Origin of the sequence: Shewanella abyssi (genome assembly GCF_023284025.1) — a bacterium.
GTDB classification, from domain to species: Bacteria; Pseudomonadota; Gammaproteobacteria; order Enterobacterales; family Shewanellaceae; genus Shewanella; species Shewanella abyssi.
In genome coordinates, this window is sequence record NZ_JAKIKR010000017.1 from 56,240 (window position 1) to 82,125 (window position 25,886).

The 25,886-nt window shown below is 45.9% G+C and carries 19 protein-coding genes; 13 read left to right on the forward strand and 6 right to left on the reverse strand.

The genetic code is table 11. From position 1 onward, the window contains the following. The 7 genes from L2755_RS09615 (at position 1) to L2755_RS09645 (ending at position 8,112) form a co-directional block, all read left to right on the forward strand. Positions 1-2,718 carry a molybdopterin-dependent oxidoreductase gene (locus L2755_RS09615; RefSeq protein ID WP_248980471.1) on the forward strand — a complete coding sequence of 906 codons (2,718 nt, stop codon included), beginning with the start codon at positions 1-3 and terminating at the stop codon, positions 2,716-2,718. A 111-nt stretch (positions 2,719-2,829) separates the two neighbouring features. Then, entirely contained in the window at positions 2,830-3,435 is a 606-nt protein-coding gene (locus L2755_RS09620) for a 4Fe-4S dicluster domain-containing protein (RefSeq protein WP_248980472.1), read from the forward strand. Further along, entirely contained in the window at positions 3,435-4,496 is a 1,062-nt protein-coding gene (locus L2755_RS09625) for a 4Fe-4S binding protein (RefSeq protein ID WP_248980473.1), read from the forward strand. Before L2755_RS09620 ends, L2755_RS09625 begins: the two co-directional genes overlap by 1 nt. A 58-nt stretch (positions 4,497-4,554) precedes the next feature. Further along, positions 4,555-5,172: a hypothetical protein gene (locus L2755_RS09630; RefSeq protein ID WP_248980474.1), complete on the forward strand. Its 618-nt coding sequence runs from the start codon at positions 4,555-4,557 to the stop codon at positions 5,170-5,172. Then, a complete protein-coding gene (locus tag L2755_RS09635; RefSeq protein ID WP_248980475.1) occupies positions 5,169-6,710 on the forward strand; it encodes a 4Fe-4S binding protein in 1,542 nt (513 codons plus the stop codon). The genes L2755_RS09630 and L2755_RS09635 overlap by 4 nt, the downstream gene beginning before the upstream one ends. A 3-nt stretch (positions 6,711-6,713) precedes the next feature. Next, complete coding sequence (locus tag L2755_RS09640; protein WP_248980476.1) at positions 6,714-7,430, forward strand: 4Fe-4S dicluster domain-containing protein; 717 nt, start codon at positions 6,714-6,716, stop codon at positions 7,428-7,430. Further along, positions 7,417-8,112, forward strand: a complete 696-nt coding sequence (locus L2755_RS09645) for a NapC/NirT family cytochrome c (protein ID WP_248980477.1) — start codon at positions 7,417-7,419, stop codon at positions 8,110-8,112. The genes L2755_RS09640 and L2755_RS09645 overlap by 14 nt, the downstream gene beginning before the upstream one ends. A gap of 1,164 nt (positions 8,113-9,276) precedes the next feature. Here L2755_RS09645 and L2755_RS09650 read toward each other — a convergent pair. Next, entirely contained in the window at positions 9,277-10,998 is a 1,722-nt protein-coding gene (locus L2755_RS09650) for a phospho-sugar mutase (protein WP_248980478.1), read from the reverse strand. A 221-nt stretch (positions 10,999-11,219) separates the two neighbouring features. Here L2755_RS09650 and L2755_RS09655 point away from each other — a divergent pair, with 221 nt between their 5' ends. Next, complete coding sequence (locus L2755_RS09655; RefSeq protein WP_248980479.1) at positions 11,220-12,056, forward strand: RluA family pseudouridine synthase; 837 nt, start codon at positions 11,220-11,222, stop codon at positions 12,054-12,056. A 117-nt stretch (positions 12,057-12,173) separates the two neighbouring features. On the opposite strand, the gene L2755_RS09660 is transcribed toward L2755_RS09655, so the two are convergent. Beyond that, positions 12,174-12,926: a cytochrome b/b6 domain-containing protein gene (locus L2755_RS09660; RefSeq protein WP_248980480.1), complete on the reverse strand. Its 753-nt coding sequence runs from the start codon at positions 12,924-12,926 to the stop codon at positions 12,174-12,176. A gap of 522 nt (positions 12,927-13,448) precedes the next feature. On the opposite strand from L2755_RS09660, the gene L2755_RS09665 reads away from it, so the two are divergent. After that, positions 13,449-15,521 (forward strand): TonB-dependent siderophore receptor, encoded by a 2,073-nt coding sequence (locus L2755_RS09665; protein WP_248980481.1) that lies wholly within the window; start codon positions 13,449-13,451, stop codon positions 15,519-15,521. Between the two features lie 254 nt (positions 15,522-15,775). On the opposite strand, the gene L2755_RS09670 is transcribed toward L2755_RS09665, so the two are convergent. Beyond that, positions 15,776-16,084 carry a YciI family protein gene (locus tag L2755_RS09670; RefSeq protein WP_248980482.1) on the reverse strand — a complete coding sequence of 103 codons (309 nt, stop codon included), beginning with the start codon at positions 16,082-16,084 and terminating at the stop codon, positions 15,776-15,778. Positions 16,085-16,369: 285 nt separating this feature from the next. After that, positions 16,370-17,038, reverse strand: a complete 669-nt coding sequence (locus tag L2755_RS09675) for a glutathione S-transferase (protein ID WP_248980483.1) — start codon at positions 17,036-17,038, stop codon at positions 16,370-16,372. Between the two features lie 112 nt (positions 17,039-17,150). Here L2755_RS09675 and L2755_RS09680 point away from each other — a divergent pair, with 112 nt between their 5' ends. The 3 genes from L2755_RS09680 (at position 17,151) to L2755_RS09690 (ending at position 20,817) form a co-directional block, all read left to right on the forward strand. Then, entirely contained in the window at positions 17,151-19,442 is a 2,292-nt protein-coding gene (locus tag L2755_RS09680; protein ID WP_248980484.1) for a peptidase U32 family protein, read from the forward strand. A gap of 218 nt (positions 19,443-19,660) precedes the next feature. Further along, positions 19,661-19,873 (forward strand): hypothetical protein, encoded by a 213-nt coding sequence (locus L2755_RS09685; RefSeq protein WP_346348089.1) that lies wholly within the window; start codon positions 19,661-19,663, stop codon positions 19,871-19,873. Positions 19,874-19,998: 125 nt separating this feature from the next. Then, the gene (locus L2755_RS09690; protein ID WP_248980485.1) at positions 19,999-20,817 is read left to right on the forward strand and encodes a DUF2797 domain-containing protein; all 819 of its coding nucleotides are present in this window, start codon (positions 19,999-20,001) and stop codon (positions 20,815-20,817) included. Between the two features lie 104 nt (positions 20,818-20,921). Here L2755_RS09690 and L2755_RS09695 read toward each other — a convergent pair whose 3' ends face one another. Beyond that, positions 20,922-23,789 (reverse strand): M9 family metallopeptidase, encoded by a 2,868-nt coding sequence (locus L2755_RS09695; protein ID WP_248980486.1) that lies wholly within the window; start codon positions 23,787-23,789, stop codon positions 20,922-20,924. Between the two features lie 605 nt (positions 23,790-24,394). Beyond that, the gene (locus tag L2755_RS09700; RefSeq protein ID WP_248980487.1) at positions 24,395-24,970 is read right to left on the reverse strand and encodes a DUF4136 domain-containing protein; all 576 of its coding nucleotides are present in this window, start codon (positions 24,968-24,970) and stop codon (positions 24,395-24,397) included. 319 nt (positions 24,971-25,289) lie between these two features. Here L2755_RS09700 and L2755_RS09705 point away from each other — a divergent pair, with 319 nt between their 5' ends. Beyond that, positions 25,290-25,883, forward strand: coding sequence for a LysE family translocator (locus L2755_RS09705; RefSeq protein WP_248980488.1), 594 nt, complete (start codon positions 25,290-25,292; stop codon positions 25,881-25,883). The last annotated feature ends 3 nt before the right edge of the window (positions 25,884-25,886 follow it).

The window sequence follows — 25,886 nt, forward strand, 5'->3', positions numbered from 1 at the left end:
ATGAAACGAAGTAAGGAAAACAATGTATCACGCCGAAATTTCCTGAAGGGTAGTGGGTTTATTGCAACAACTGCAGCAGGCGGCGGATTATTTGTCGCCAGTAACCCAGAACTTGAAGCCGCACCAGCAACTGCAGCACCTAAGAAAAGAACCACAGCATTAGCCCAATGCCCCTACTGCGGAGTCGGTTGTGGCACCATTATTCAGGCTGAGGATGGCAAAATTGTCTCAATGCGTCCCGACAAAGATCACCCGACCAACTACGGACTGCAGTGTATCAAAGGCTTAACGGCTGCAGAGCCTATGTATGTTGACCGCATGGAGGGCGACCCCTATGTCCGTAAGGATGTCTGGGCAGAGTGGCAAAAACCGAACCACGGTAATATCGAATATATCAGTAGCACCAAAGGCTCATTCGACGAAGAGCACTTTGTCCGCGTGCCTTATCATGACGCTTCTGACATGGTGGCGCGTAAAGTCGTTCACTTCGCTAAGAAGTATACCGGTAACTCTATCTCTCTTTATGGTTCTGGCCAGCTCACCATGGAGGGCCAGTACCTAGAGAACCTGTTTATGAAGGGGGTTTTGGGCTCAAATACCATCGAAGCCAATGCACGTATGTGTATGACCTCGGCGGTAACGGGCTACTTTGCCACCTTAGGTTCTGATACACCGCCGCTGGCATATGATGATATCGAGATGTCCGATATGGTGATGCACTTTGGTCATAATGCCCGTGAGTCACACCCTATTATCTTCTGGCGTATCGCCGACTATAAGAAGAAAAATGATATCCCAACAGTCGTGGTCGACCCACGTGAAACGGGTACCAGCAAGGGCTATGAGGATATCAACAGCAAGAATCATGTTCATGTGCCCATTCTTAATGGTGATATCAGCTTCCTAAACTCGATTGCCCATGTACTGCTTAAAGAACATCAAGATGTCATCGATTGGGATTTTCTCAAGGCGCATGTGAGTGGCTGGGAGGAGTATGTCGAAGGGGTGCAGAATGACTACAGCCCAGAGCAAGTTCAAGACAGAATGGGCGGCGTTAATCACGATGTAAACCCAGAGAAGATCCGTCAAGTGGCGCAGATGTTTGCCGATGCAACCCGCAAACGTTTGGCCCGTGGTAAGGGTAAGCAAGATGGTAAAGGCACAGGTGGGGTTATCATCATGTGGGGCATTGGCTATAACCAACATATCCACGGTCAGCACAATGTTATCTCAATCATCAACCTACTCACTTTAACCGGCAACCTCGCTAAGCCCGGTTGTGGCCCATTCTCGATGACGGGTCAGCCCAATGCTATGGGTGAGCGCTTCACTGGTGGCCTAACGGGTCGTCTGCCATTTAATGAAGGGCTAAGCAATCTTAAGCACCGTAAACATATGGCCAAGATGTGGCGTATTCCAGAGAAGAATCTCGATACAGCCGCCAGCTCGCCTAATCCTGGTTTTGCGGTGGGTATGATGGAGCGCGCACTTAAGGATGACCTTAAGGCGATGTTCCTGGTCTATGCCACCCATATCGATCTCCCCGATCAATACAACTTGGTCCGTCCAGCACTGTTGAAAACTTTCAACGTGGTGCAGGAGATCTATCGCCATGCACCCAATAACCTCTACGCCGATGTGATATTCCCAGCCTGTACTTGGGGTGAAGTCAACGGGGTCTACATCAGTTCGGAGCGTCGCATCAATATCACCGAAAAGGCGGTGCAAGGCCCTAAGGGCTGTCGTCCAGATATGGATATGGTTATCGACAAGGGTAAGGAGATCGCCGATCTGCTGGGTATGGATGGCGACGCAATCTTTCCCTACAAGCGGGGTGAAGATGGTGAGTATGACGCCGAAGAGGTGTTTAGAGATGTCTGTCGTGCATCGGTAGGCACCGATGCCGATCTTACCGGGATCCTAGAGCGTGAAAAACTTGATGGTATCAGCCCCTACGAGCAACTGAAAACCCTGCGCGGTATTCAGTGGCCAGCGCCTAACTATGACTCAGCTAAAAGTGGCGGCACTAAGCGCCGCTATATGATGCAGGAGGGCCAGTGGGAGAATCGTCCATACGGCTACTTCCGTACCAAAGATGGCAAGGTCAACATGAAGCTGTGTAAGCAGGACTATAGTCAACGTAAAGAGATCACTAAGAAGTTGATGGAGTTCGGTGCTGTCGGAGGAAAGAAAGATCACTACACCATCGATAACCAAGACCTGATCATCAAGGCGCGCGATATGGGATTAACGCCCGATCTTCCCGATGAGGAGTTCAGAGGAATTCCTTGGAAGGAGGTTCCCAACGATAAATACCCCTACTGGATGGGTCTAGGTGTTGTTTATGAGCACTTCCATACCGCTAAATCTCATCGTAGCCCCACCACACGACGTCTAGTGCCTGAGATGTATGTGGAGATGCATAGCGAAGATGCCAAAGATCTCGGCATTAAAGATGGCGAGTGGGTGCGCGTCGTGACTAGACGTGGTTCACTCGAGGCGCGTGCTCAGGTTGGCGGCACCGACAGTATCGTCAAACCTGCTCGTAACAGTGTGCCAAGAGGCTATATGTTTGGCCCATGGAACCTCTCTGTTGCTGACAGCGCCGATCCAAAGAAGAACAAGTGGCTGGCCAACGGTATCTCAAACCGTTGTTGGGATCCGGTATCTGGGCAGGTCGACTTTAAGAAGTTGGCCGCAAGGATAGAGAAAATCTAACTACAACCACCATAAGCGTTAGCACTCATGACTAAAGCGAAAGTCGAGATTTTAGTTATTTATCGAGTGCTAACTCTCTCTTTTAATCTACATTGATAATCTGGTAGTAATTTGAATAGACGTCATTTTATTAAACAACTGAGTGTACTAGCAGCTGTTGGAGTCACACTTAAAGCCTCCTTGGCTAACGCAGCTTTCAAGGTTAAGCAGTTCACTCAAAGATACGTTCGCCCACCAGGGTCGCTGGCTGAAGATGACTTTATCAGTCAGTGTATACGCTGTAATCAGTGCGCCGAGATCTGCCCCAATAACTGCATCAAATTCTTCGGCAGTGAAAATGGCATTGCGTCCCATGGCACCCCCTATATCAGCCCAAGAGAGAAAGCCTGCATCTTGTGTATGAAGTGTGGTGATGTCTGCCCAAGCGGAGCAATCAAGCCGGTTAAACGCGAACTCACCCCAATAATCGAACAGGTCAACATGGGCATAGCCCGTGTCGATAAACAGCTATGCCTCTCTTGGCAGGGTAAATCTTGCGGCGTCTGTTACCGCGCCTGCCCTCTACAAGATAAGGCCATTATCGTGGGCTTTATGGAGCAGCCAGAGGTGCTCGATGCCTGCGTAGGCTGTGGACTCTGTGAGAGTAGCTGTATTCAGATCCCTCAAGCTATCAAGATCATCCCCAGCCACACCCTAGATCAACTTAGGAGCTCATGATGGATAAGGAGTTTACCCAAGCGGGTCTAAACAAAGATAAACCGATAACAGACAGCAAACCATTCGCACTGTGGAAGCACCTCAATAAATTGCGCTGGTTTTCACTCTCGGTGGTATTTTTAATGCTGATCTTGATCCCCCTGCTCAGCATCTACCAGCATTACGTCGCGGCGCAGGGATATAACCATCTGTCGTCATCGCAAACCTTGCTTTATGACACCATGGAATTTATCAGCGCCCCCTTTGTCGATGAGCCTGAACATGATCTCGATGCCATCAAAGGCACGACTTGGTCGGGGCAGCTATTTGGCGTCAAGCTCACCGATCCCTTAGCCGTGGTCGGGCAGATGGCTGCAAGCCTCAAGATCTATTGGCCCCTGTTACTCACGGCACTCATTCCCCTATTAGCCACCCTGCTGTTTGGACGCTTTTTCTGTGGCTGGATCTGTCCAGCGACCTTTATCTATGAGCTCAACTCCAACCTATCAATCTACCTCAGCCGTTTTGGTATCAATAACAATAGACGCTTTCACCAGAGCATAAAATACCTAGTACTGGCTCTGGGCATAGGGATCTCTGCATACACAGGCACGTTAGCGTTCGCCAGCATCTATCCACCAGCCGTACTGGGGCGGGAGCTATATTTCTCTATCGCATTATCAGGTTTCGGTGGTGGCACCCTGTTTTTCATCCTCACTCTGCTGTTTGACACCTTTGTCAGTCGCCGCGGGATCTGTCGTTACTTCTGTCCAGGTGGCGCGCTCTATTCACTACTTGGACGCTATCGAGTGGTCAGAGTGAAGCGCTTAGTCGAGCCCTGTAATGACTGTAATAAATGTAATGCGGTATGTGAGTTTGGCTTAGATCCAATGCGGGACAATTTTGGCGCCGAGTGCAATAACTGCACCGCCTGTATCTCAGTTTGCCCCAAGAGCGCGATGAGCCTGACCTTGTCAATGTCAGACACTCCCAACCAAGGTCCAGGTCATCAAAGCCGGCAGTATCGCCAGCAGAATATGGACAATAACCTAGCGATCCCAGTAAAAAATATCAACGAGTGAGGATCAACTTAGTGAAGGTCGCTCAAGCGAATGATTAAAATAAATGAGTAGTAAATAGATGATAAAAATAACAAGTAAAACAACAGCAATATTATCGGGATTGCTGCTGTGTGCTCTGACACTATTTAGCGCATTAACCCAGGCACACCATGTACTGGGTCGTCCCTCATATAGCCTTAATGAGGACTCTAACACGCCGCCCAGCATGGCGATTGAGACACAAATAGGCGAGTATTTTTTCACTTATATGGTGTTTCCCGCCTTTCCTAAACCCAACGAGCCAGGTCGAGTCAATATATACGCCACACGGATAGATAATGGTGAGATGCTCGACCAAGCTATCACCTTTACCGTCCGTGATGACACTTTTTGGGGTGAGAGCATAGGCATCGGCGACGGCGCAAAACCTGAAGTGATCGGTCAGCAGAATATTGATGATGGGGTATATCGCCAAGGGTTCCTGTTTAAGAGTCGCGGCAGTTACATCATTCGTGCTTACTTTGAAGATAATGGTGAGCCCTACGAAATAGATTTCCCCCTGCAAGTCGGGGCTGCAAGCCCTGTCGGCCCTATTGGTGCAACTGTAGGATTTATCTTCTTCCTGCTGCTGATGATCAATATTGTGCAACGTAAGCGAATCGCTCGCACCAAAATTCAACAGGGGAACACCGTATGATAATGACCCACCCAGGACTCCCGCTCTACTGGGCTTATGCTATCGGCATCATGATGCTGTTATTGGGTCTTTTGACCATGGCCGTCAAAGCACCGACAACGAGCGCTAGCCGCAGCATCTCCTTAGCTAAATTGCCGCTTATCGGTGGCTTGTTTCGCTTCCTTACTAAGTATACCTGGCCTCTTTTACTGTTAAAGATTGCCTTTGCTGCCCTGTTTATCACCGTCATCACCGCTGGTTTGTGGGGCACGCCGATTGTTGAACGCAATTTAGCCACCACACTGACCTGGAACCTTTGGTGGACGGGGATCATTATCGCTATCCTGTTTAGCGGCTCTGCTTGGTGTGCACTCTGTCCCTGGGACAATATCGCCAGCTGGCTAGTCAATCACAGCATCTGGCGCCACTCCAACTCACACAGTCGACTGCAGCTAAAAGTACCCAATATGTTACGCAGTGTCTGGCCTGCAAGCCTGTTATTTATCGGCTTTACCTGGTTAGAGCTTGGTGTTGGTATTGTTGCCAGCCCCTACGCCACCGCCATGCTGGCGCTGTTGATGCTTATCTTGGCCACCACCACGCTAGCACTGTTTGAGGGCAAAGCCTTCTGCCGTTACATGTGTCCGGTAGGAAGAACCGTTGGCGCATACTCGCAACTTGCCCCTATCGCCCTTAGGCCGATAGATAGTGAGATCTGCCGTAACTGTAAAACCTTGGAGTGTTTCCATGGCAGTGACAAAATAGCGCCCTGCCCGACTAAGCTAGTCATGGGGCGATTGCAGGAGAACACCTACTGCACCTCATGCGGTAACTGCACTCAAAGCTGCCCCTCAAGTAATGTCAGCTGGCAATTGAGGTCCCCAAGCAGTGAAGCGATAAAAGAGGCCAAACCTCACATGGATGAGGCCTTTTTCCTACTTATTTTACTCTCTCTCACTCTGTTTCATGGCCTAACCATGCTTGACTACTGGGAAGTGTACTTAAGCGAGATGGCGCAACTGATTAATGACAGTGGTCAGCTGATCATCAGCTTCTCTATCGGCTTAGCCGCCACCCTGATCTTACCTATTCTGATCTATTGCCTCTGCATAGGCCTGACCCAGAGAGTACTGAAAAATAGCCTTGATACTGTGGTGACTAAACTCAGCTTTAACAAGCTCTTTTCTGGCTTTGCCTTTGTCTCTCTTCCACTGGCATTTAGCTATCATATTGCCCATAACCTCACCCACTTTGTCCGTGAAAGCAGTGACTGGTTATCTCTAGTGGCAAACCCGTTAGGAATCGGGGCAGAGCCATTGAGCATGATGGATAAGCATATGCGTCATATGGAGATGATGGTCTCAGAAAATACCCTATTTATTATGCAGGGAGTCATTATAGCCATAGGTTTTGTTATCGCAGCTCAGGTGATCCGCCATCGTGGTCACCGCTTATTTGCAGCCCAAGGCATCACACTGCTGCCCATGATCCTATTTGCCGCACTCGTTACTGGATTTAACCTGTGGATGTTAGTGCAACCGATGACGATGAGAATGTAGCCGATGAGCGATCAGAGTAAGGCGCAGCTAATGGATCGCCGTAGCTTTTTCAAATCTAGCTTCAGTAAGCTTGCTGATATCGGCTCCGAGCATGCGCTGAAAAAAGTTGAGCACAATGCAAAAGGATGGATACGTCCACCTTTTGCCATCAATGAACTCGACTTTTTGCTCAACTGCAGTCGCTGTGGTGAATGCATTAAAGCTTGCCCACAGCAGGTGATCTTTGAGCTGCCACTTCATCGCGGCACTGTGACAGTATCGACCCCAGCGATGGATATCCCCAACAAAGCGTGCAAGCTCTGCAGTGATTGGCCCTGCGTTACCGCATGCAAAGACAAGGCGCTAGCTTTTCCTGCTACTCAACAGGAGCAGATAGAGGACAATATTTTATCTGTTGATGAGAATAACCTACCAAACGATCAAGCGGACTCAGTGAAGCATACAGTCCAACTCCCCGCAGCAAATCAATGCCCGCCGATGGCGTCGGCAAGAGTGAATACTGACCTCTGTATGCCCTACTCGGGCCCAGAATGTGGGGCATGCCGTGGTAGTTGCCCCATTGAAGACACCTTAACTTGGCACAGTGAGAAGCCCAGTATCAACCTAGCGACCTGTATCGGCTGTGGTCAATGTGTACAGGCCTGCATCACTGAGCCTAAAGCGATTGAGATCAGCCACCTATCTCCTATCGATGAGCAGACAAGTAATGATGATAGTTAACTCTCTACGTCAACTGCTTAAGCGTAAGGTCATCCTAGGCTGCACTCTAGGTGCCGCACTTACCTTTATGGCTATCGGTGTTATCTTCTGGGGGGGATTTAATACCGCCCTAGAGCAGAGCAACAGTATGAGTTTCTGCATCAGCTGCCATGAGATGGAAAGTACCGTCTACCCTGAGTATCGAAAAACGGTTCACTATCAAAATCGAACTGGGGTCAGAGCCACCTGCCCTGATTGCCATGTACCTAAAGAGTGGCAGCATATGATAGTCAGAAAGATTAAGGCCAGTAGGGAGCTATTTCACACACTCACTGGCTCCATTGATACTGCAGAGAAATTTGAACAGAAACGTAAACAGCTCGCCGAGCATGTCTGGCAAAGCATGCAGAAAACCGACTCAAGAGAGTGTAGAAACTGTCATAACTTTGAGGCGATGGTTATTACCGCACAGCAGAGTCGTAGCGGCTTGGTTCATCAATACGCACAGGGCCGAGACGGTGCTTTACAAGATAGAACCTGTATCGATTGCCACAAGGGTATAGCTCATCAACTACCTGAGGGGGTCACTCCCTACAAAGGCGGCAGCGATGAGGACCATAACTATTATGAATCCCAGCAGTTACAATGCTACCAATGCCATCAAGATATGCCGAAAATAGAGGAGGAAGACTGGGGGTTTTAAGTCATTTGTCCACCAAAGTTAGCTAGCCTTCGAATGAAGGCTTAATACATTTTCTGATTTAGCTTCTGGCTGAATTGATATTGGGGAGTGTGTTTGAAGGTTTAGTCTTCATTGGAATCTATCGCCTGTCCGGCGATGATTGTGCAGATGCTTCTGCGAACCGCCGCAAGCACTTCTGACCTCCAAGGACGGAGGAAATGCCAAATTCTGTATGGAACAGAATTGGCCTTGTGGGCTCTGCCAAATCAAACAACGTCCTTGTTTAACGGCCAGTTCGGCATCCCAGCCTCTCGTTCGGAGCGTATAACTTCGTGATACCTCACCCTGAAATCGAAGCTCGCCACCCGCATATCAGCCTCTACGATTTGAGCTTGTCTGTAACAAGGAAATGCCCCAAAGCGTGCTGGCTGCAATATCAGTTATTGCTTTGTCAAATCAGAATCAACGTCAACGTCGTGGTGCTTCGCCCACACCAGAGCCAAGGGGCAAAGCGCTTGCGCCCCTTGACAATCCCTCAGCGCCCCGGCGAAATTTAAAAAGCAAAATTTCCAACGGGGGAGATTGGCGTGTTCTGCTGGCTATGCAGGTTAGTGACTTTTATGGTTTTAAATTTAAAACCCAGATGCCGAGAGTTTGCGCTTTTCGAAACCAGTGTAGATGCGGCTGAGGCCTTCGGAAACAGGACGTTTTCGTTGAGCCCACAGGGATGTGTTCACGGCGAGCCTCAGTTGCGTCTGCACATACGCCTGCCGCAGGCAATTGGAACCACCTTTGCCTGAAGGTAACAAGCTTTTGTCCAGAAATGAGCTAGACGCTACTCTGAACTCGCTGGCAGATCATCTGCTGTGGAACGTGCAAGCTTCTGAAAAAGGGATTTTTCAGCAGAGCCTACATGGAGGTATTCACGGCGGCTTGCAAAGGAACATAGTGGATGAGCTGCTTTCCATCATAAGTAGATGTTTTAGGTAATGACACTAGATCCCGGCCCAGAAGCCTTGCCGAGATGACTCCCAATTATTCCCAAGTTGTTCTGCTAAGCTATCTCATTTCAGTCCAAAAACGAGCTTAGCTCTGAAGTGGTCAATCGTGCATATGCGCTTACTCACAGAGTTACCATTCCAATAAAAAGCCACCTTGACGGTGGCTTCAAAACTCGATGGTGACCTACTTTGGCAAATCTGCCTGATGCGCCTTAATAAAGGCATCCATGTTGGCCTGTGCTCTACGTTGTGCGCTTGCCAATGTGTCGTTTGCATTCATGGTTTCTACCACTTCGTAATAACACTTTATCTTTGGCTCAGTGCCTGATGGCCTAACAATCACGCGGGCTTCATTTTCGAGGCGATAGATGAGTACATCACTGGCTGGCAGACTAATATCTTCCTCGCCTCCATCTGCGAAGAAGCGTTTACCTAGGCTGATATCATCAGTTGATACTATCTTGTGCCCTGCAATTGATTGCGGTGGGTTATCACGCAAATAGGCACCAATATTGGGTGTAGTCGGTTTTAACGCGATACTCACTTGGCTATTGAGATGGAATCCATGCTGTCGATATATCGCCTCCAACCTATCCCATATGGTTTGCCCTTTACTGGCGAGCTCTGCGGTCAATTGTGCAAAGCCCACTAAGGCTGATAAGCCATCTTTGTCCCACACCATGGTGCCAAGTGTGTAACCGAGCGCTTCTTCATAGGCAAACAAAAATTGATTGTCATCTGTTTGCTCACTCATGCCGACATTAGTCAGCCACTTAAAGCCCGTTAACGTTGTGCGGCAAGTTGCCTCTAAACTGGCTGCCACTTTAGACAGAAGACTCGATGACACGATAGTGGTGCAGGTAAAGCGCTGATTATCGGGTGCATAGCTCAATAAGTAATGGCCAAATAATACCCCGACTTGATCGCCCGTCAGCATCTGGTAATCACCATCGGCTTTACGCACGGCAACGGCAAAGCGGTCGGCATCGGGATCGTTGGCGCAGGCGAGCATGGCGTTATGCTTTCTAGCCTCAGCAATCACCAAGTCCATCGCGCCCTTCTCTTCAGGGTTTGGAAAGTTCACCGTTGGAAAGTCACCATCGGGCTGCGCTTGAGCCGCAACCGAGTATACCTTGGTAAAACCTGCATCTTGCAACACATCAAGTGCCATTTCATTACCGACGCCATGCATAGCGGTATAAGCGAGGCTGACCTGTTCTGGCTGAGTATGATTCTGTAATACCGGTGATTGGTGCACGCCATCGCGGTAAGCCTGATAAAAGTCATCGGACAACACCTGTAACTTCCCCGCGATTAAAGCATCATCAACTGAGGTTAACGTTATCTGCTCATTGGCGGCCTTTTCGATGCACGCGGCAATACCACTGTCGTGAGGTGGAATGATTTGCGCGCCATTACCCCAATACACTTTATAACCATTATATTGCGGTGGATTATGGCTAGCGGTAACCACGATACCTGCAGCCGCGCCAAGGTGTAGCACACCAAAGGCCACTAACGGCGTCGCGGCTATTCTTTTGGTAAGGTAAACCTTAATTCCAAGTCCGCACAATACACTGGCTGCATCTTCGGCAAATTGTTGTGAGTCATGACGGCCGTCATAACCAATCACCACACCACGGCTGGCAATGTCGCTGACTTGTGCTAGTAAATATGCACCTAGCCCGGCAGATGTTTGCTGCACAACTAAGCGGTTCATTCGAGTCGGTCCCGCGCCAACCACGCCTCTAAGCCCTGCTGTTCCAAAGGCTAAACGTCCAGCGAAGCGTGAAGTCAAAGCTTGCTCGTCACCTGCGTCAACCAACGCTTGTAGCTCTGCACGCATTAGTGGGTCGGGATCATTCTTGAGCCAGTGCTGTACTCTAAATTTTAACTGCGTATCCATGATGTACTCCAGTTGCTGCCAGCAAAATAACCGTGATAAGTTCATACTCGATAAACACCAACGGCTACTGTATTTGAAAACGATTACTATCAACATTAAGCCTAGCCCAAACAGAGAACAAGATAATTTGCATTAAAGTTTTTACATCGACTAATACTCGCAGCAACCGTCACCGATAGTGTAAAATGCCAAGCCAAACATTGATGACAGCGTAATAAGAGATGAGCCTGCTAAAAACTGAATGCCATATCAAGATCACAGATCCCGAAACTGATGCGGCGAGCTTGCTGTCAGAGCAGACAGGACTGAGTAAACAAGCCATAAAGCAGGCGATGCAAAAAGGCGCTGTTTGGTTGACTCATGGCACACAAACCAACCGCTTAAGGCGGGCTAAAAAAGCCCTTAATCAAGGCGATGAGCTACACCTTTACTACAATCAAGCTGTGTTAGATGAACAAGTCGAAGACGCACTATTGCTGTTTGACGAGGGTCAGTACAGTGTCTGGTATAAACCTTTTGGCATGCGTTGCCAAGGTTCTAAATGGAGCGACCACACCACGATTAACCGCTTTGCTGAGACTCATTTAGAACCTGCTCGTAGCGCTTATATCATCCATAGACTCGATCTGGCAGCGACTGGGCTTATCGTACTGGGCCACAGCAAAAAGGTTACCGCCGCCATCGCGAAGTTATTTGAAACTCGCGCGTTAGATAAGCATTACCAAGTGATTGTAGAGGGTGAGTTTTCTCAGTCAAAGCTGACCATCGACAGCGATGTCGATGGCAAAGCGGCGCTATCCCACGCCCATCGATTGCAATACAACGCTGAGCTTAATCAATCGAAAGTACAGGTGAAGATAGAGTCCGGTCGCAAACACCAAATACGGGTGCACATGGCGAGTTTAGGTCATCCTGTTGTCGGTGATAGATTGCACGGCAATGGCAGTGAAGCGACGCCCAACCTGCAGCTGACCTCATGCTATTTAAACTTTATCTGCCCAGTGACTCAAGAAGATAAAGTCTTTGAGTTACCACTGGCTTATCGACCGCACTTTTAGGTTGACCATAGAAGCAAAAAAGCCACTTCCGATTTTAGAAAGTGGCTTTGATAGTTAAAACTGAAGTCGTTCTAAGTCGGTACCATTTTAATAACTACCGTCTCAATGATTATGGTTTTAATCAAAACTGTCTTCGCACTGACCCGAGATGCTTTTCTTGCCAGAAAACATCGCCGAAATAATACCCGGCTGATGCCGTAATTCAGCGATTATCACACCGATAATATGCAGCAAGATAAGCAGCAATAATAGATAAACACTGTACGTGTGAATGTCGCCAGCAAGACTCTTATAAGGCTTCATACTGGCTTTTTTATCGAGGTTGACACCGGTATCGTCATAGGCTTTTATCAAAGCAGGATCGGTATTATCTGCAGCGAGATAGTGGCTAATTGCGCCACCAAAAGGCGGATAATAGATGTCAGTTCCCGCACGTATTAGTCCTGTGACCATGATAACAATTGAAAGCGCCATTATTGCTACAACAGCAAACTTTCCGATGGGATTATGGCCAAGGTACTGTGGATTCTCGCCTTTTTTTAAACGATTTTTATACGCTGTAACCTCAGCGGTTTTTGGACGCATCTTAGAAAATTTAGCAAAATGGCTACCGACAACGCCCCAAACTAATCTAATAATTAAGTTAATGGCAAACATATAGCCGATAACCGTGTGTAACTCTTTAAGTTTGATCTTTGCCGGCAAACCACTGATCCCAAGTTCAGACTTAAACATCATAATAAAACCAATAAACATCAACGCGGTGATCAGCACAACATTAACCCAATGGAAGATCCGCACGGTTTTATCCCATACCTGATACTCTACCAAGCCATTTTCTTCTATTTTATTATTATTTTTAGTACTCATACCACATTCCCATTGTCCTAATTCAGCTTATTTTTACTGCCGGCAAATCAATTACCAGAGTACAAACGCCAGTGAAAGTCACCGTCTCAGTTACGTTATTGATAACAATTTGACACTAGATTGCTAGCAAACTGCTGTCATAAAAAAATCAGTATAAACTGACCGGCTTAAGTTTCAGTTAATATTCATTAATATTCAACCGCCGCACCATGGGGACTAAAAAACAACCGAACACGCCTACACCCCTTACCAGTACAAGCCTGCAGCCTTTTCGGGGTATGAATATTAGTAAACACTGCAAGTGACTAAGTTCACAATAATTATCATTCATAGATTCGATCGCTTACTTATTGACCAGATACGTTTGATATTGAGAGTTATTCTTATTAGCATCCTTAACGAATTTAAGAGCTTGCATAACATAACTAAATTAACTCTAGCCTGCGTTTAACATTTGATACGGAATATCGGGATTGGCTTACGTAAGAGCTGTCATCGCATAGAGCTATAAAGGCTGACTATATGAACACCAAAGTAAAGCTAATTACCGCCCTCATCGCAGGCATTTTGCACTCAGGCGCTGCTATCGCAACCACCGTTGACGATGCCAATATCGAAGTCATCACCGTTATGGGTCACCAACTGCATTACAAAACGGATCAGGCTCATGGGGCCATGCGCTCAGATGTGTCATTACTCGATACGCCACAATCAGTTGTTGTCATTCCTAAAGAGATAATGGATGACCAGTTAGTTCGCACGCTAGGGGATGCTCTTAAAAATGATGCCAGCATTTCTATTGGCCGCGTAACGACAGACAGAGAACGTTTTAGCTTACGTGGCTTTAGTTTGGATGAAAGTACTAACCTGCTAAAAGATGGCCACCAGCATTTTTCTAAGTACAGATTACCAATGGCCTTGGTTGAAAATGTCGAAGTGTTAAAGGGCCCATCAAGCTTACTTTATGGTCAGTCAACGCCTGGTGGTCTGGTGAATTTGGTCACCAAAAAACCAACTTATGACTCATTTCTAACCCTCGGCGTCAAAGGTGATGAAAACGGTTCGATTCGAGGATCTCTCGATGCCGGTGGCAGCTTAAATGAAGCCCAAACCATTCGTTATCGCGCCGTGCTTGAGAAAGAACAAAACAAAAACTGGCGTGAATACCAAGACGGTAGCGCACAGGAGAGTGACTTTCTTGTGGGAAGCTTGATGACTGATTTTGATCTCAGTGATGACCTCACGCTCTCTTTACACTATGACAAATCAGATGAACTTGCAGGCCAAGACAGCGGTGCCTTAGTTGATGATAACGGCGATATTGTTGGTGGTAACGAGATGATTTGGGATATGCCTTGGACCAAAATTGATGCCCAAAGTGAAAACTATGGCGCCGATCTGATCTACCACCTGTCTGACGATTGGGAATTAGCCGCAGGTTATAACAAACAACATAACGAACGTGAGCGCTGGGAAAGTAAACCACAGACTGGCAGTTATGATCCCGATACTGGCAACTATGAAAATAAGCCCTATAACAAGTTAGAAGATTGGCAGCAACAGGCCTTTTACTTTGATTTTGTCGGCTCTATTGAGCTAGCAGGGATGCAGCACGACATACTTGTCGGCGGTAACTATGTCGACCACCAATACACGTCGCTAAAAGTTAAAGGCGATAAGTTTGATGCTAATATCAATACTGGGATCACGGTTCCTCAACCTGATCTAGATTATGCCGATGGCAAAGCGTCTAGCGAAGATTATCAATACTATGGTGTGTTTGCTCAAGATCTAATTTCACTTAACGATGAATGGCAAGTGCTGTTAGGTGTGCGCTACGATCAACAAGATAAGGACGACGCCGACAGCAATTCAGTATTACCAAAATTCGGCGTGATTTATCACCCGGTCGATAATGCCTCTATTTACGCAAACTACAGTGAGAGTTTCGAGCCCCAAGGCAGCGTACTTGACGATGAAGATGGCAACTATGGCCTAGAGCTCGATCCGATTAAAGGCAAAATGCTAGAACTGGGAACTAAATGGGAACTGCTTTCAGGCAAAATCCGATTAAATGCTGCAGTGTTCAATATTGAGCGTGAAAACATTTTGGTCAACACGGGCACTTCTGATAACCCTATCACCACTCAAGGTGGTGTTCAGCGTCACACCGGTTTTGAGTTTGGTGGCATGGGACAGATCAATGATGACCTTTCTTTGATTACTTCGTTTATGTATCTCGATGCAGAATATACTTCACACGATGAGTATCAGGGCAATCGTCCTGAAGATGTACCTGAGTGGACAGCCTCTATCTGGGCCAAATATTCACTAACAGACAGAATGGCAGTTAACTTAGGCGCATTCTACGAAGGCGAACGTTTTGGCGATGCCGCTAACACCTTCGAGAAAGAGGCTTATACCCGCATTGATACCGGCATTAGCTACGCTATTCCAGTAGCAGGACAAGATCTACAACTTAGAGTCAATATCGAAAACCTATTCGATACCGACTACCTAGGCGGCGGTGAAAACGGTGAAGTGAATGTGGGTAAGCCAAGAACAGTAAAGTTTGGCGTAAGCTACACTTTCTAAGCTTCACTCCATTTGTTTAGACATCAACAAGCCCAGACGAATCTCTGGGCTTTTTATTAGCGGTTTTACTGTAAGTTACGCTATTCCCCGCCCGCAAGATCAATAAATGATCCCAATCGTCTTGCTGCGCTAACCTAATATCCAACGGTTTTACTCCCTGTTTATCCATACCGTATATTTAAACCGCTAATTTAAAGCGTTTATGTAAACCTTCATTTATCTAGTTCATTCATCTACTGACTTAAAATTCGAGACTAGATTACAACCATTTCAGCAATATTGAGCCTGCCATTGATTGCTAGAAATGGGCAGGACTTTGCCATCTCGATAGCCTGCTCGATACTCTCAGCCTGCACAATAGTATGTCCTGTCATATCCACTTGGCTGCCTGCAGATACACCATCACTACTTACGCTGTGGCTATTTTTATAGGGCACCATAGCCGTGATTACAGCACCACCAAGGGAGGCTAACCACTGCTGATATTGAGCAAAATGGCGCTTGCCCTCCTCTGCTGACGCTGGCTTGTCGCCACCTAAATAACTAATGATAAATTGTGTCATAGGTAATTCCTTTTTTTGGGCTTACATGAATCTTGCTTAACTCGGTTTTTTTGAGATATAAGCTTTACAGCCGAATATAGTGTTGCGGCGATAAACACCACCACGATTGAATAGATAAGTGTGGGCACAAACCAGCTTATCGCAGTTTCATAAACAAACTGCCACTGGGTACCGCCTGCACCTCGAAAGATACCGCCGGGGTTTTCCAGCCACTCCTTTTTATTGACTAACAATAGTCAATATCAGCGAACGTTTAACTCACTTACGCTCTACTTACACCGACTTCTATAGGCCGCTTCCAAAGACGACATCTTCCTTTGTGTCGAGCCACATTGGGTATTGGGTCATTACCTTACTGAACATTCGACTCTGTAAATACTGATTAAGCCATTGCCTCAATTTTGGGTAGGGTGATTGTAAATACCATTGTCGCTCCACCCGCGCAAACTGACGAATAAAGGGCATTAGCGCCAGATCAGTCAAACTGGGGTTATCGGACATCAAGTATTGATGCTGGTTTAGCCGTAGCTCCAAATCAGCAAGATAACGCTCACATTGTTGTCTATTTTCGATGAGTGACGGCTCATGATAACGTTTAGCGCAGCGGTACTGCTCTAAATGCCCCTTAAACTCGTTATCAAATAAGCTTATCAACTCAAGCATCTCTGCTAGTGCGTTTGGCTGTGAAGCGTCGAGGTAATGTTGAGGATCGGACTGAGTAAATGCCCACAGCATGACCGCTAAACTTTCATCAATGACCAAGTCATCAGTGGTAACTAAAACTGGCACGGTTCCTTTGGCCGAGGCTGTTAGCATCTCAGCGGGTTTGTTGCTTAACACCAAGTCGCGCAGGTGTACTTGCTGGCCTGATGCATAAATAGCCAATCTAGCCCGCATCGCATAGGGGCAATTTCTCAAAGAATAGAGTACAGGTAATACCATGATTTCGTTCATTGTTGCTCAGTAAGCTCAATTAGCAAATGCGAATAATTTACTTTAACGATATTCATTCACAAAATATACGGGTAACATCCCCCCATTAAATTTCTAACAACAAGTGGTACCCATGGATCCAAAGATAGAATTATTAGCACCAGGCGGAGATATTGATGCGATTAAAGCGGCAATAATTGCCGGAGCCGATGCTGTTTATTGTGGCTTAGATACCTTTAATGCTCGTAACCGTGCCGCTAATATTTCCTTTGAGGAACTGGTTGGGATCATACGTTTAGCACACCAATATCAGTGTGAGATTTTCCTAACTCTCAATATTGTGATCTTAGAAAATGAATTTAAAACCCTAGCAAAGCTACTGAGCAAGTTGGTCAACACCACTTTAGACGGTGTGATAGTGCAAGATATTGGCATGTTCCATTTGATCAAAAAGCACTTCCCAACATTGGATATCCACGCATCAACCCAGCTAACCACTCATAATGTGGGCCAAATTCCTTTTTTAAAGAAGTTAGGCGCCTCACGGGTGAATTTGTCGAGAGAGCTAAATTTACGTGAGATCACCGCATTAACGGCTACCGGTCGCGACAACGGTATCACCACTGAAGTGTTTGTCCATGGCTCGCTTTGTATTGCGTTCTCAGGGCTTTGTTATTCTACCTCCGCCAGTGTCGGTAACTCAGGTAACCGTGGTCGTTGCAGCCAGGCTTGCCGTGAAGAGTATGAAACCACCGAGTCGGGGCATAACTTCCCGCTCAATATCAAAGACAACTCGGCATTTTTCGACCTACCGGCATTAATCGAAGCCGGTGTTCACTCGTTTAAAGTGGAAGGTCGTATTAAGGGCGCAAGCTACGTCCATACCGTGATAGACAGTTTCCGTAAACAGATAGATGGTTTCCTTGCGACCGGAGAGTTACTTGAAGATGGTGAGCGCCTCTATAAAGTATTCAACCGCGACTTAACCAACGCCTTTTTAAAGGGCGACCTGAACCAATCGATGTTTATCGACAATCCTCGTGATAACTCGAAAAACCATCTTAAAGATAAGCTGACTCAAAACGGTACTCAGTCTATTTCGGTAGTGCAGATCCATGATGCTGAGCAAGAGTTACAGCAGGAAAAAAGCCAAATTCAAGCAAGCGTTGATGACAAGATAAAGCATTTAAGCATTGAGAAACTGCCACTCACCTTAGCTTTCTCGGGCCAATTAGATGAGCCGCTATCGATCACGGTTAGCACCCAAGATTTTGTTGTCGGGCAAACCCAATTGGTCGATAAAGTCTTTACTGTACAATCTCGTAGTCTGCTCACCAGCAGTGACGATGCCAGCATTGATGACAGCGCAATTGAGAAACGCTTTAAGAGTTTACATAATGCAGAGTTCGACCTTAAGCCACTGGTAACCGACGATTTAGCCGCCGACCTTAGCATCCCCTTTAAAGAGCTCACCACCTTAAAGAAACAGGTATTATTGCAGCTTAACCATGGCACCGCCGTGTTAGCCGCGGTTGAACTGCCTAAGCTGGTTAAATATCCAAAACCACAAGATGAGACACCTAAGCTGTCTATTTTGATCTGTGATGAGGCCGATATTGCTCTTGCCGATAACACCGATGCTGACGTTTACTTTAAGTTACCCGATGCCTATAAGCGCGGCTGTACCCAATATGTCGATTTCTTCAAACAAAACCCACGACTCATCCCTTGGTTTCCGTCAGTCCTTATCGGTAAAGATTATGATGCGGCGCTGAATATTTTGGAAAAAGTGCAACCGCCACTGATTGTCACCAATAATACTGGTATTGCTAATCGCGCCTTTGAGCTTGGGATTAAATGGATTGCTGGACCGTTTTTAAACACCACCAACTCCTATGCACTGCTAGCAATGCAAGAGCAGTTTGATTGTCATGGCGCCTTTATTTCTAACGAAATAAACCAACAGCAAATTAAACATATTGCCCGCCCTGCTAACTTTAAAATGATGTACAGCATCTATCACCCCATTTTATTGATGGCGAGCAGACAGTGCTTCTTCCAGCAAAGTGTCGGCTGTGAAAAGCCCCGTATCGACAATGGCTGTATGCTCTCTTGTGATAAGTCGACCAGCATTACCAACCTTAAAGGGGATGAGTTTGCGATTGATAAACAAAAAGCAGGTTACCCGAGTATTTATAATCAAGATCAATTCTTAAATACTGAGATCATTGACGATCTCGCTCACCTCTTTGATGGCTTTATGATTGATTTAACCAATATTGGCGCCGGCGATAAGCCATCACCTGACAAGGGGCAGTTAATCAAACAGTTCGAGCTGCTTATCAACGGTCAGTCCAATGCCGCGAATAAGCTCGACAGCATGGTGGCGCAATCAACGGTACTGCAATACCACAACGGCCTTTAGGTATTAGTCACTACGCCACATAGTTTTACTGATGTTAAGCCAGAGCAGCCCTCCCCGCTCTGGCTTTCTCATTTTATCCTTTAAACCCTCGCTAATTAAGTCAGTATCATTCTCTATTATTGATTGTCTCTAATCATCTTGTTTTGTGGTGAAGTGATTGAGCACAACCTTATGGCTACCGAGATCCAAGAGATCATTTTGCATCATGGTCAATACCATTGATCCAGCAAAACTGCGACGCTGCCCTCACTCAACAGATAGAACAACATATTCATGTCAATAGCAGACTCACTGGTGAGCAAAATGTGCATATCATGATTTGTCGCCCCACAGAGCGCGCTATGCACTTAGAGCAGCAGATAAGAGAATATTTTATGGTTGTTTATCAGCAATACTTTAGCCCGAAGCGTCAGCTAAATGCTGAAAGTTAATCACTTAGCAGCGGTTGGCTATCGATTTACTGTGTTTTATCCCCCATAGCAATCGATAAAACCATTCCAAGTAGGATGAAACAATCTGTTAGACTGTTCAAAAGCCTAATAAGAAATAGACTGTCATGCTTGGAACACTCAGAAAAATGCGCAGCCACCTCGATGAGAATCAACAGGTGCAATATCAATTACCCGTCGGCGATGAGCTACTCGATTTAAACCCTCTTATCGGCTCAAAATTGACCCTGACTCATACCGGCAAGATCCTCTGCTGTAACTGCGGTAAGAAAACCAAAAAGAGCTACTCTCAAGGCCATTGTTATGTGTGTATGCAAAAACTTGCAAGTTGTGATTTGTGTATCATGAAGCCTGAAACCTGCCATTATGCTGCAGGCACCTGTCGTGAGCCGTCTTGGGGCGAAGCTAACTGCTTTGTACCCCATTACGTGTACTTGTCTAACACCTCAGGTATAAAAGTCGGTATTACCCGTCATACCCAATTACCAACACGCTGGATAGACCAAGGGGCTACTCAAGGTTTGCCGATTTTTAAAGTTGAGACCCGTTTCATCTCAGGTTTAGTCGAAACAGCGTTAGCGGAAATGATTGCCGATAAAACCAACTGGCGCACCATGTTGAAGGGCAATGCTGATGACTTAGATCTCAAGCAGCAAGCTGCAGCCTTGATCCCACAAATAACTGAACGTTTGGCTGAAATTACCGCTGAACATGGTGAATTCGCCATATCAAAACTTGATGAGCCAATTCAACAGATCAACTTCCCGGTGAGCGAGTTTCCAACCAAAATTGCCTCACATAACTTTGATAAAAACCCAGAAGTCTCAGGTGTTCTAAAAGGCATTAAAGGTCAATATCTGATCTTCGATACTGGCGTGATCAATATTCGCAAATTTGGCTCATATGAAGTCAGCGTGGCTTACTAAGCAATAAGCTGGGACTAATCGCCAGTAGAATCGATTGTTTTACGCTATAAGTAAAAAAGCCGACTCCTAATGAGTCGGCTTAAAATCAAATAGGGTTTAAATTGCTATTTGATTTTAACAACTAAGCTTGCGCCATTGCTTGATGGTGCGCCCTCTGCTGTGACGTAGTACCAACCTTCAGCGGGGGAAGAGATCGTTAGACTCTCCACATTACCTTGGTTTTCAGACTTTACCTCATAGGTGTTGGAGTTCGCCCATGTTTGGCTACTGCCATATAAGTTAACATCTCCGCTACCGTGGCCGCTGGCGACACTAATTTCATCTGTACCTGCTGGCACATAGAAGTAGTAGTTTGCACGACCATCTTGAATACAAACAGCCTCCCCAAATTCAACGCCACCATAACCCAAAGGTGATTGAGTCGCACAACTGTCAGCGACTGTCACTGGTACTGGCGGAGTAGTGTCACCGCCAGTCAGGCTAACATTTAGACTCACACCTTCAAACTCTACTGTAGAGATTAAGCTAATATATACCCAACCTCTATTAGCCGTAACATTGAGTTGCTCGCCATTACCCGCGGTAGCTGATTTAGCCTCATAAGCACTCGCCGTCGCCCAACCATTTTGGCTGAAATATACATCTACATCACCTTCGCCACCCGCTGTTGAAATATAAAGTGCAGTGCTGTCATCTTCGACATAGGTATAGAAGTAACGAATATTTTGCCCAGCAACGCATTCAGTTTGATCTATAGTCAACTGCCCGCCAGTAACCGTCTCGACCCCACAATGTTCAACAGGATCAATTGGATCGACCGTATCGGCGTTATCGCCCACTCCATCACCGTCTGAATCGGCCCACTCTGTAGGATCGGTTGGGAATACATCGGCGTTATCGCCCACTCCATCACCGTCGGTATCTTTAGTCTCGTTAGGATCATTAGGGAAATCATCATCGCTATCAATCACGCCATCGCCATCCGTATCAACGGCCGGTGGAGGAGTGATATTGCTAAGCGATTCATCATTACTGGTCACAGAGGCTAACCATGTGTTCCACTCATTGTTATAGTTTTGCGCTATATTGCTATCGATATACGCTAACCAACCACTGGCATCACCACCTCTGGCCAAAACAAGCAGTGCATCAACATCACTTCTGTGGTTTTCAAATAGGAAACGTACCGCTAAATAACCCCACTTATACACTCGGTCAGAGCCGCTATCGTAAGTGTTAGATAGAATTTCACTCAAGCTGAAGGTCTGTGCGCGGCCAAGATTGACTGCATCATCGTAACGGTTCTGGTGAGAAATATACTCAGCTAAACCTTCAGACCACCACACTGACTTGCCCGTATCGATATCGAAGTAATTAAATGCACCATATTGATTGAATCGACCATCTAAGTAATGCACATATTCATGGCGTAGATTCCAAACCAGAATATCTTCTGTCCAGGTTGCTTCATGAGCAATAAACCTAGCCTGATTACCCTCTTGAGAAGGGGTACCTTCTAAATACATACCCCCATTATCAGTGCTGATCCCAAATATGATGCCGGCATACTGATCATAATCATCGTAACTATCGAAGATGTTAACTTCTAAATTAGTGTTGAGATCATCAGCCACAGGCTGACTTCCTGTGGTTAAAATATCATGAAATAGGATCTCCTCTGCGCCCATCAGGTCGCAAGAAGCTTGCAGTTCATCCGTCGAGAGCTGCTGAGCACGAATGTTAATCGTGTCACTACAACTATAATGAATAGATAGAATATTCAACTCAAGCTCGGCTTCCCAACCACAGATACCGAACTGCTCACATTCGCCGGGGTTGTAGTAGTCCAAATAGCCAGCGGCATCGGCCCATTGAGCAGACATGCGCTCAAAGCTATTCATATACTGAACCGTTCCATCGTTTAGTGTTGTTTTAAGGCTTGCGGGTAAATTCCAGTATTCTTGGTATTCGTAGAAACGACCAAATTCATGGAAGGCATCTGTCGACTCAAAGGCGTAGGCCGAATTATAGATATATTCAGAAGTAGCAACATTTAGAAGCGCAGCAATCAAGTCACCGTGATCCCTACTTGCTTTAGTGTAATCTGCGTCCCAGCTGCCATAGTAAAGTGTTGTAAGCGCCTTGGTTAATGCATAACGATGTTTGTTGCTAGCTAGGTGCTCTGGGCTGAAAGCATTTAAGTAGTTAGTTATTGCAGGAACACTTTCCAAATGGCTACTAGCACTATCCCAGGCAATAAAAAATTCGGCCAGAGTATCACCTTGCATATCACTGGTATCATTGATATACGGGTTATTTGAATACTCGACAAGTAGATCACGCAGAGCATTAGCCGCTTTATTATTGGCATAGTTCAAATCGTCATTGTAATACTCAATGTAAAATGCACCACGTAAGAAGTAGATCAGATTGAGCATTTCACCGCCATTGCGGCTATCATACGTCGCCGCCATCGCCTTGGCATTATTAGCGACAGAGATGACATTTCCGCTCTGGTATACCGCTACAGATGTAGCATCACTTTTCGAGTAAAGTTCTGAAATGCAAGCGAAATCTGCTTGCCTAACAAAATCATATAGATCTTGACCCGTTAAATTTTCAAACTGGCTATAACCGTTACAGGGATCAGCTTCAGCCTCTGCCGCTGGCCCAACTGTCCCCATTGGTCCATCAATTTTCTTTTCACTTTTAACTTTAGAAAGGTGCGCCTTTTGTTTGCCATCATCTTTGAGCTGCTTACCAGGAACATTTGCTCCTTTGTCGAATCGACTTTTTGATTCTTGGATGTGTGCAGGATTAGCGGGCACTTTTTCGGTGGCAGCGACCTCCTCTTTAGCAAAAGACGCTCCCGAATAGAGGACGACTGAACATGCAAGTGCTAAAGCATGAACTTTAAACTTGCCTGTTTTTGATGAAAATTCAGATGATAGTTTAGATGACTCGATTAACATATTTGACTCCAATTGTTCGCGATCCAATCCTTAGAGCACCAATCTCAGGGAGATGGTCTAGGGACTACATGTGGAAATGCAATCGCTACTTGTTATTTTTCTGTTACTTCCGTGTTAACTACAAGTTAAGTAGTGCGTAGTTTATAATTTATGCAATATTCATAATCAAGTATAAAAATTAACCAGCCGTCGTTTGTGGGAGAATCGTAAAGTGAATATATGAATGAACATTCAAGAGTCAAAGAAATGACAGCAGAGCCCATCTCCGTAAAAATCAGAGGGAATTACTATTTTTTGTCAGCTGGAAACTATCTACTTTTTGACTAACTATGCAGTAAAAGTAGACTCGCGCTCTTATCTATAATAAAAAGTTCTTAATTAGAACTTTCTGTATTACCAAGCAATAAGATGAACATTCAGCTTGCGGGTTAGTGCTTAACTTCATCGCACAAAAAACGCCCGGCAAATGCAGGGCGTTTTTTATTGGAGTGATTATCGATTATGAATACTGGCAGCTCTGAAACATGCACTTTGAAGTGGTTTGGATATATATATAATACATTACCCCATATACCCATCTTACCTGAAGATGGGTATATAGCTGCTCACGATAGAGGCTTAACTATGGGTAGCGGTTTTAGCATCGTCGATAGTAACTGCTCAAAGCGCTGTTCTCTTTCTGCTGGATTTTTATTAAGTTCGGTAAATCCTTGCGCTAATACTCGCCAAATTGGCATTGGATGGTGTGGCGAAAAAATAGCAACAAGCACCGAGCCTTTCTCATATTTGTCATCAACGCCTTGAGTTGATAGGCCTGCGACTAAACCTGCTCTTTTTAAGATCTCTTTATCACTCATCTCTGATTCAAGCGCTAAACCAAAGCCAATTAAAATACTGGGTACTTCGTTTGTCGTGGCAAGACGGTATCCCTTAGCTTGCATCACCTGTGTAATGGCATGTTGCATATGCGCAATAACGACTTGCTCATCGACTTTATCACTTGCATGAACAGCAAACATCGTCGGATGCCAACCAAATACCTTTGCAGAACGATTAAGCTGAGACAGATCGCCAGTGGATACCATCGTGGTGCTAATGGGGTGATCCGCGACTGCAGAGCTACTGCACCCCGTGAGCACCATGAGACCAATAAATATTACTGCTACATAATTTTTTATCATTGCGTTTTAAAATCCATCTCTAAGATTACGTCACAGGTTAACATCTTAAACATTAACCTAACCTGACCTAATAACAATTGCACCCATTATCGGTATAAACAGTATCAATCACCATGCCTATACGTTCGATTGCGACGCTTACTGAATCGACTCTTTTTCAATAACAAAAAAGCAGGTTAAGGTGAACTTACGATCACCGAGGTGAAGCTACTGATACTCAAATAGGGTGCGCATAATAAGATTTTTCAGTATTGGCTTTGCTAAGCACGATGACCGAGATAAAATAGAGACCGATATACTCTTTACGGCTTTTAGTTCAATGGAACTTATTTTTGCAATCGCATTATTTGCTTTTTCTTCAGGGATAACCCCCGGACCCAATAACATTATGTTGATGTCATCAGGAGTTAACTTTGGTATCAAGCACAGTCTGCCGCATCTGTTCGGCATTTGCTTTGGCTTTCCTGCCATGGTGCTCGCGGTAGGACTAGGCTTAACTACCCTATTCCAACTGTATCCAGTACTGCATATCATCATTAAGTATGTCGGTATCACTTACCTACTCTATCTTGCTTGGTTAATCGCCAACAGCAGTAATAAGTTAAAGGGAAAAGCCACAGCATCACCGCTTACATTTATCCAGGCGGCTGCATTTCAATGGGTCAACCCTAAGGCATGGATAATGGGTATTGGCGCAATTGCCACCTTTACCACAATGGAGCAAGCACTTGCGCCACAGATCATCACTATCGTCAGTGTCTTATTCTGTGTGGCCTTGCCCAGTGCATTTGTCTGGTTAGGGTTTGGCGTGGCATTAAAACGCATACTAAAGAATCAAAAACAGCAAAAAATATTTAACGTCAGCATGGCACTCTTGCTTGTGCTTTCAATCATCCCTATGATCGCGCCATAACCG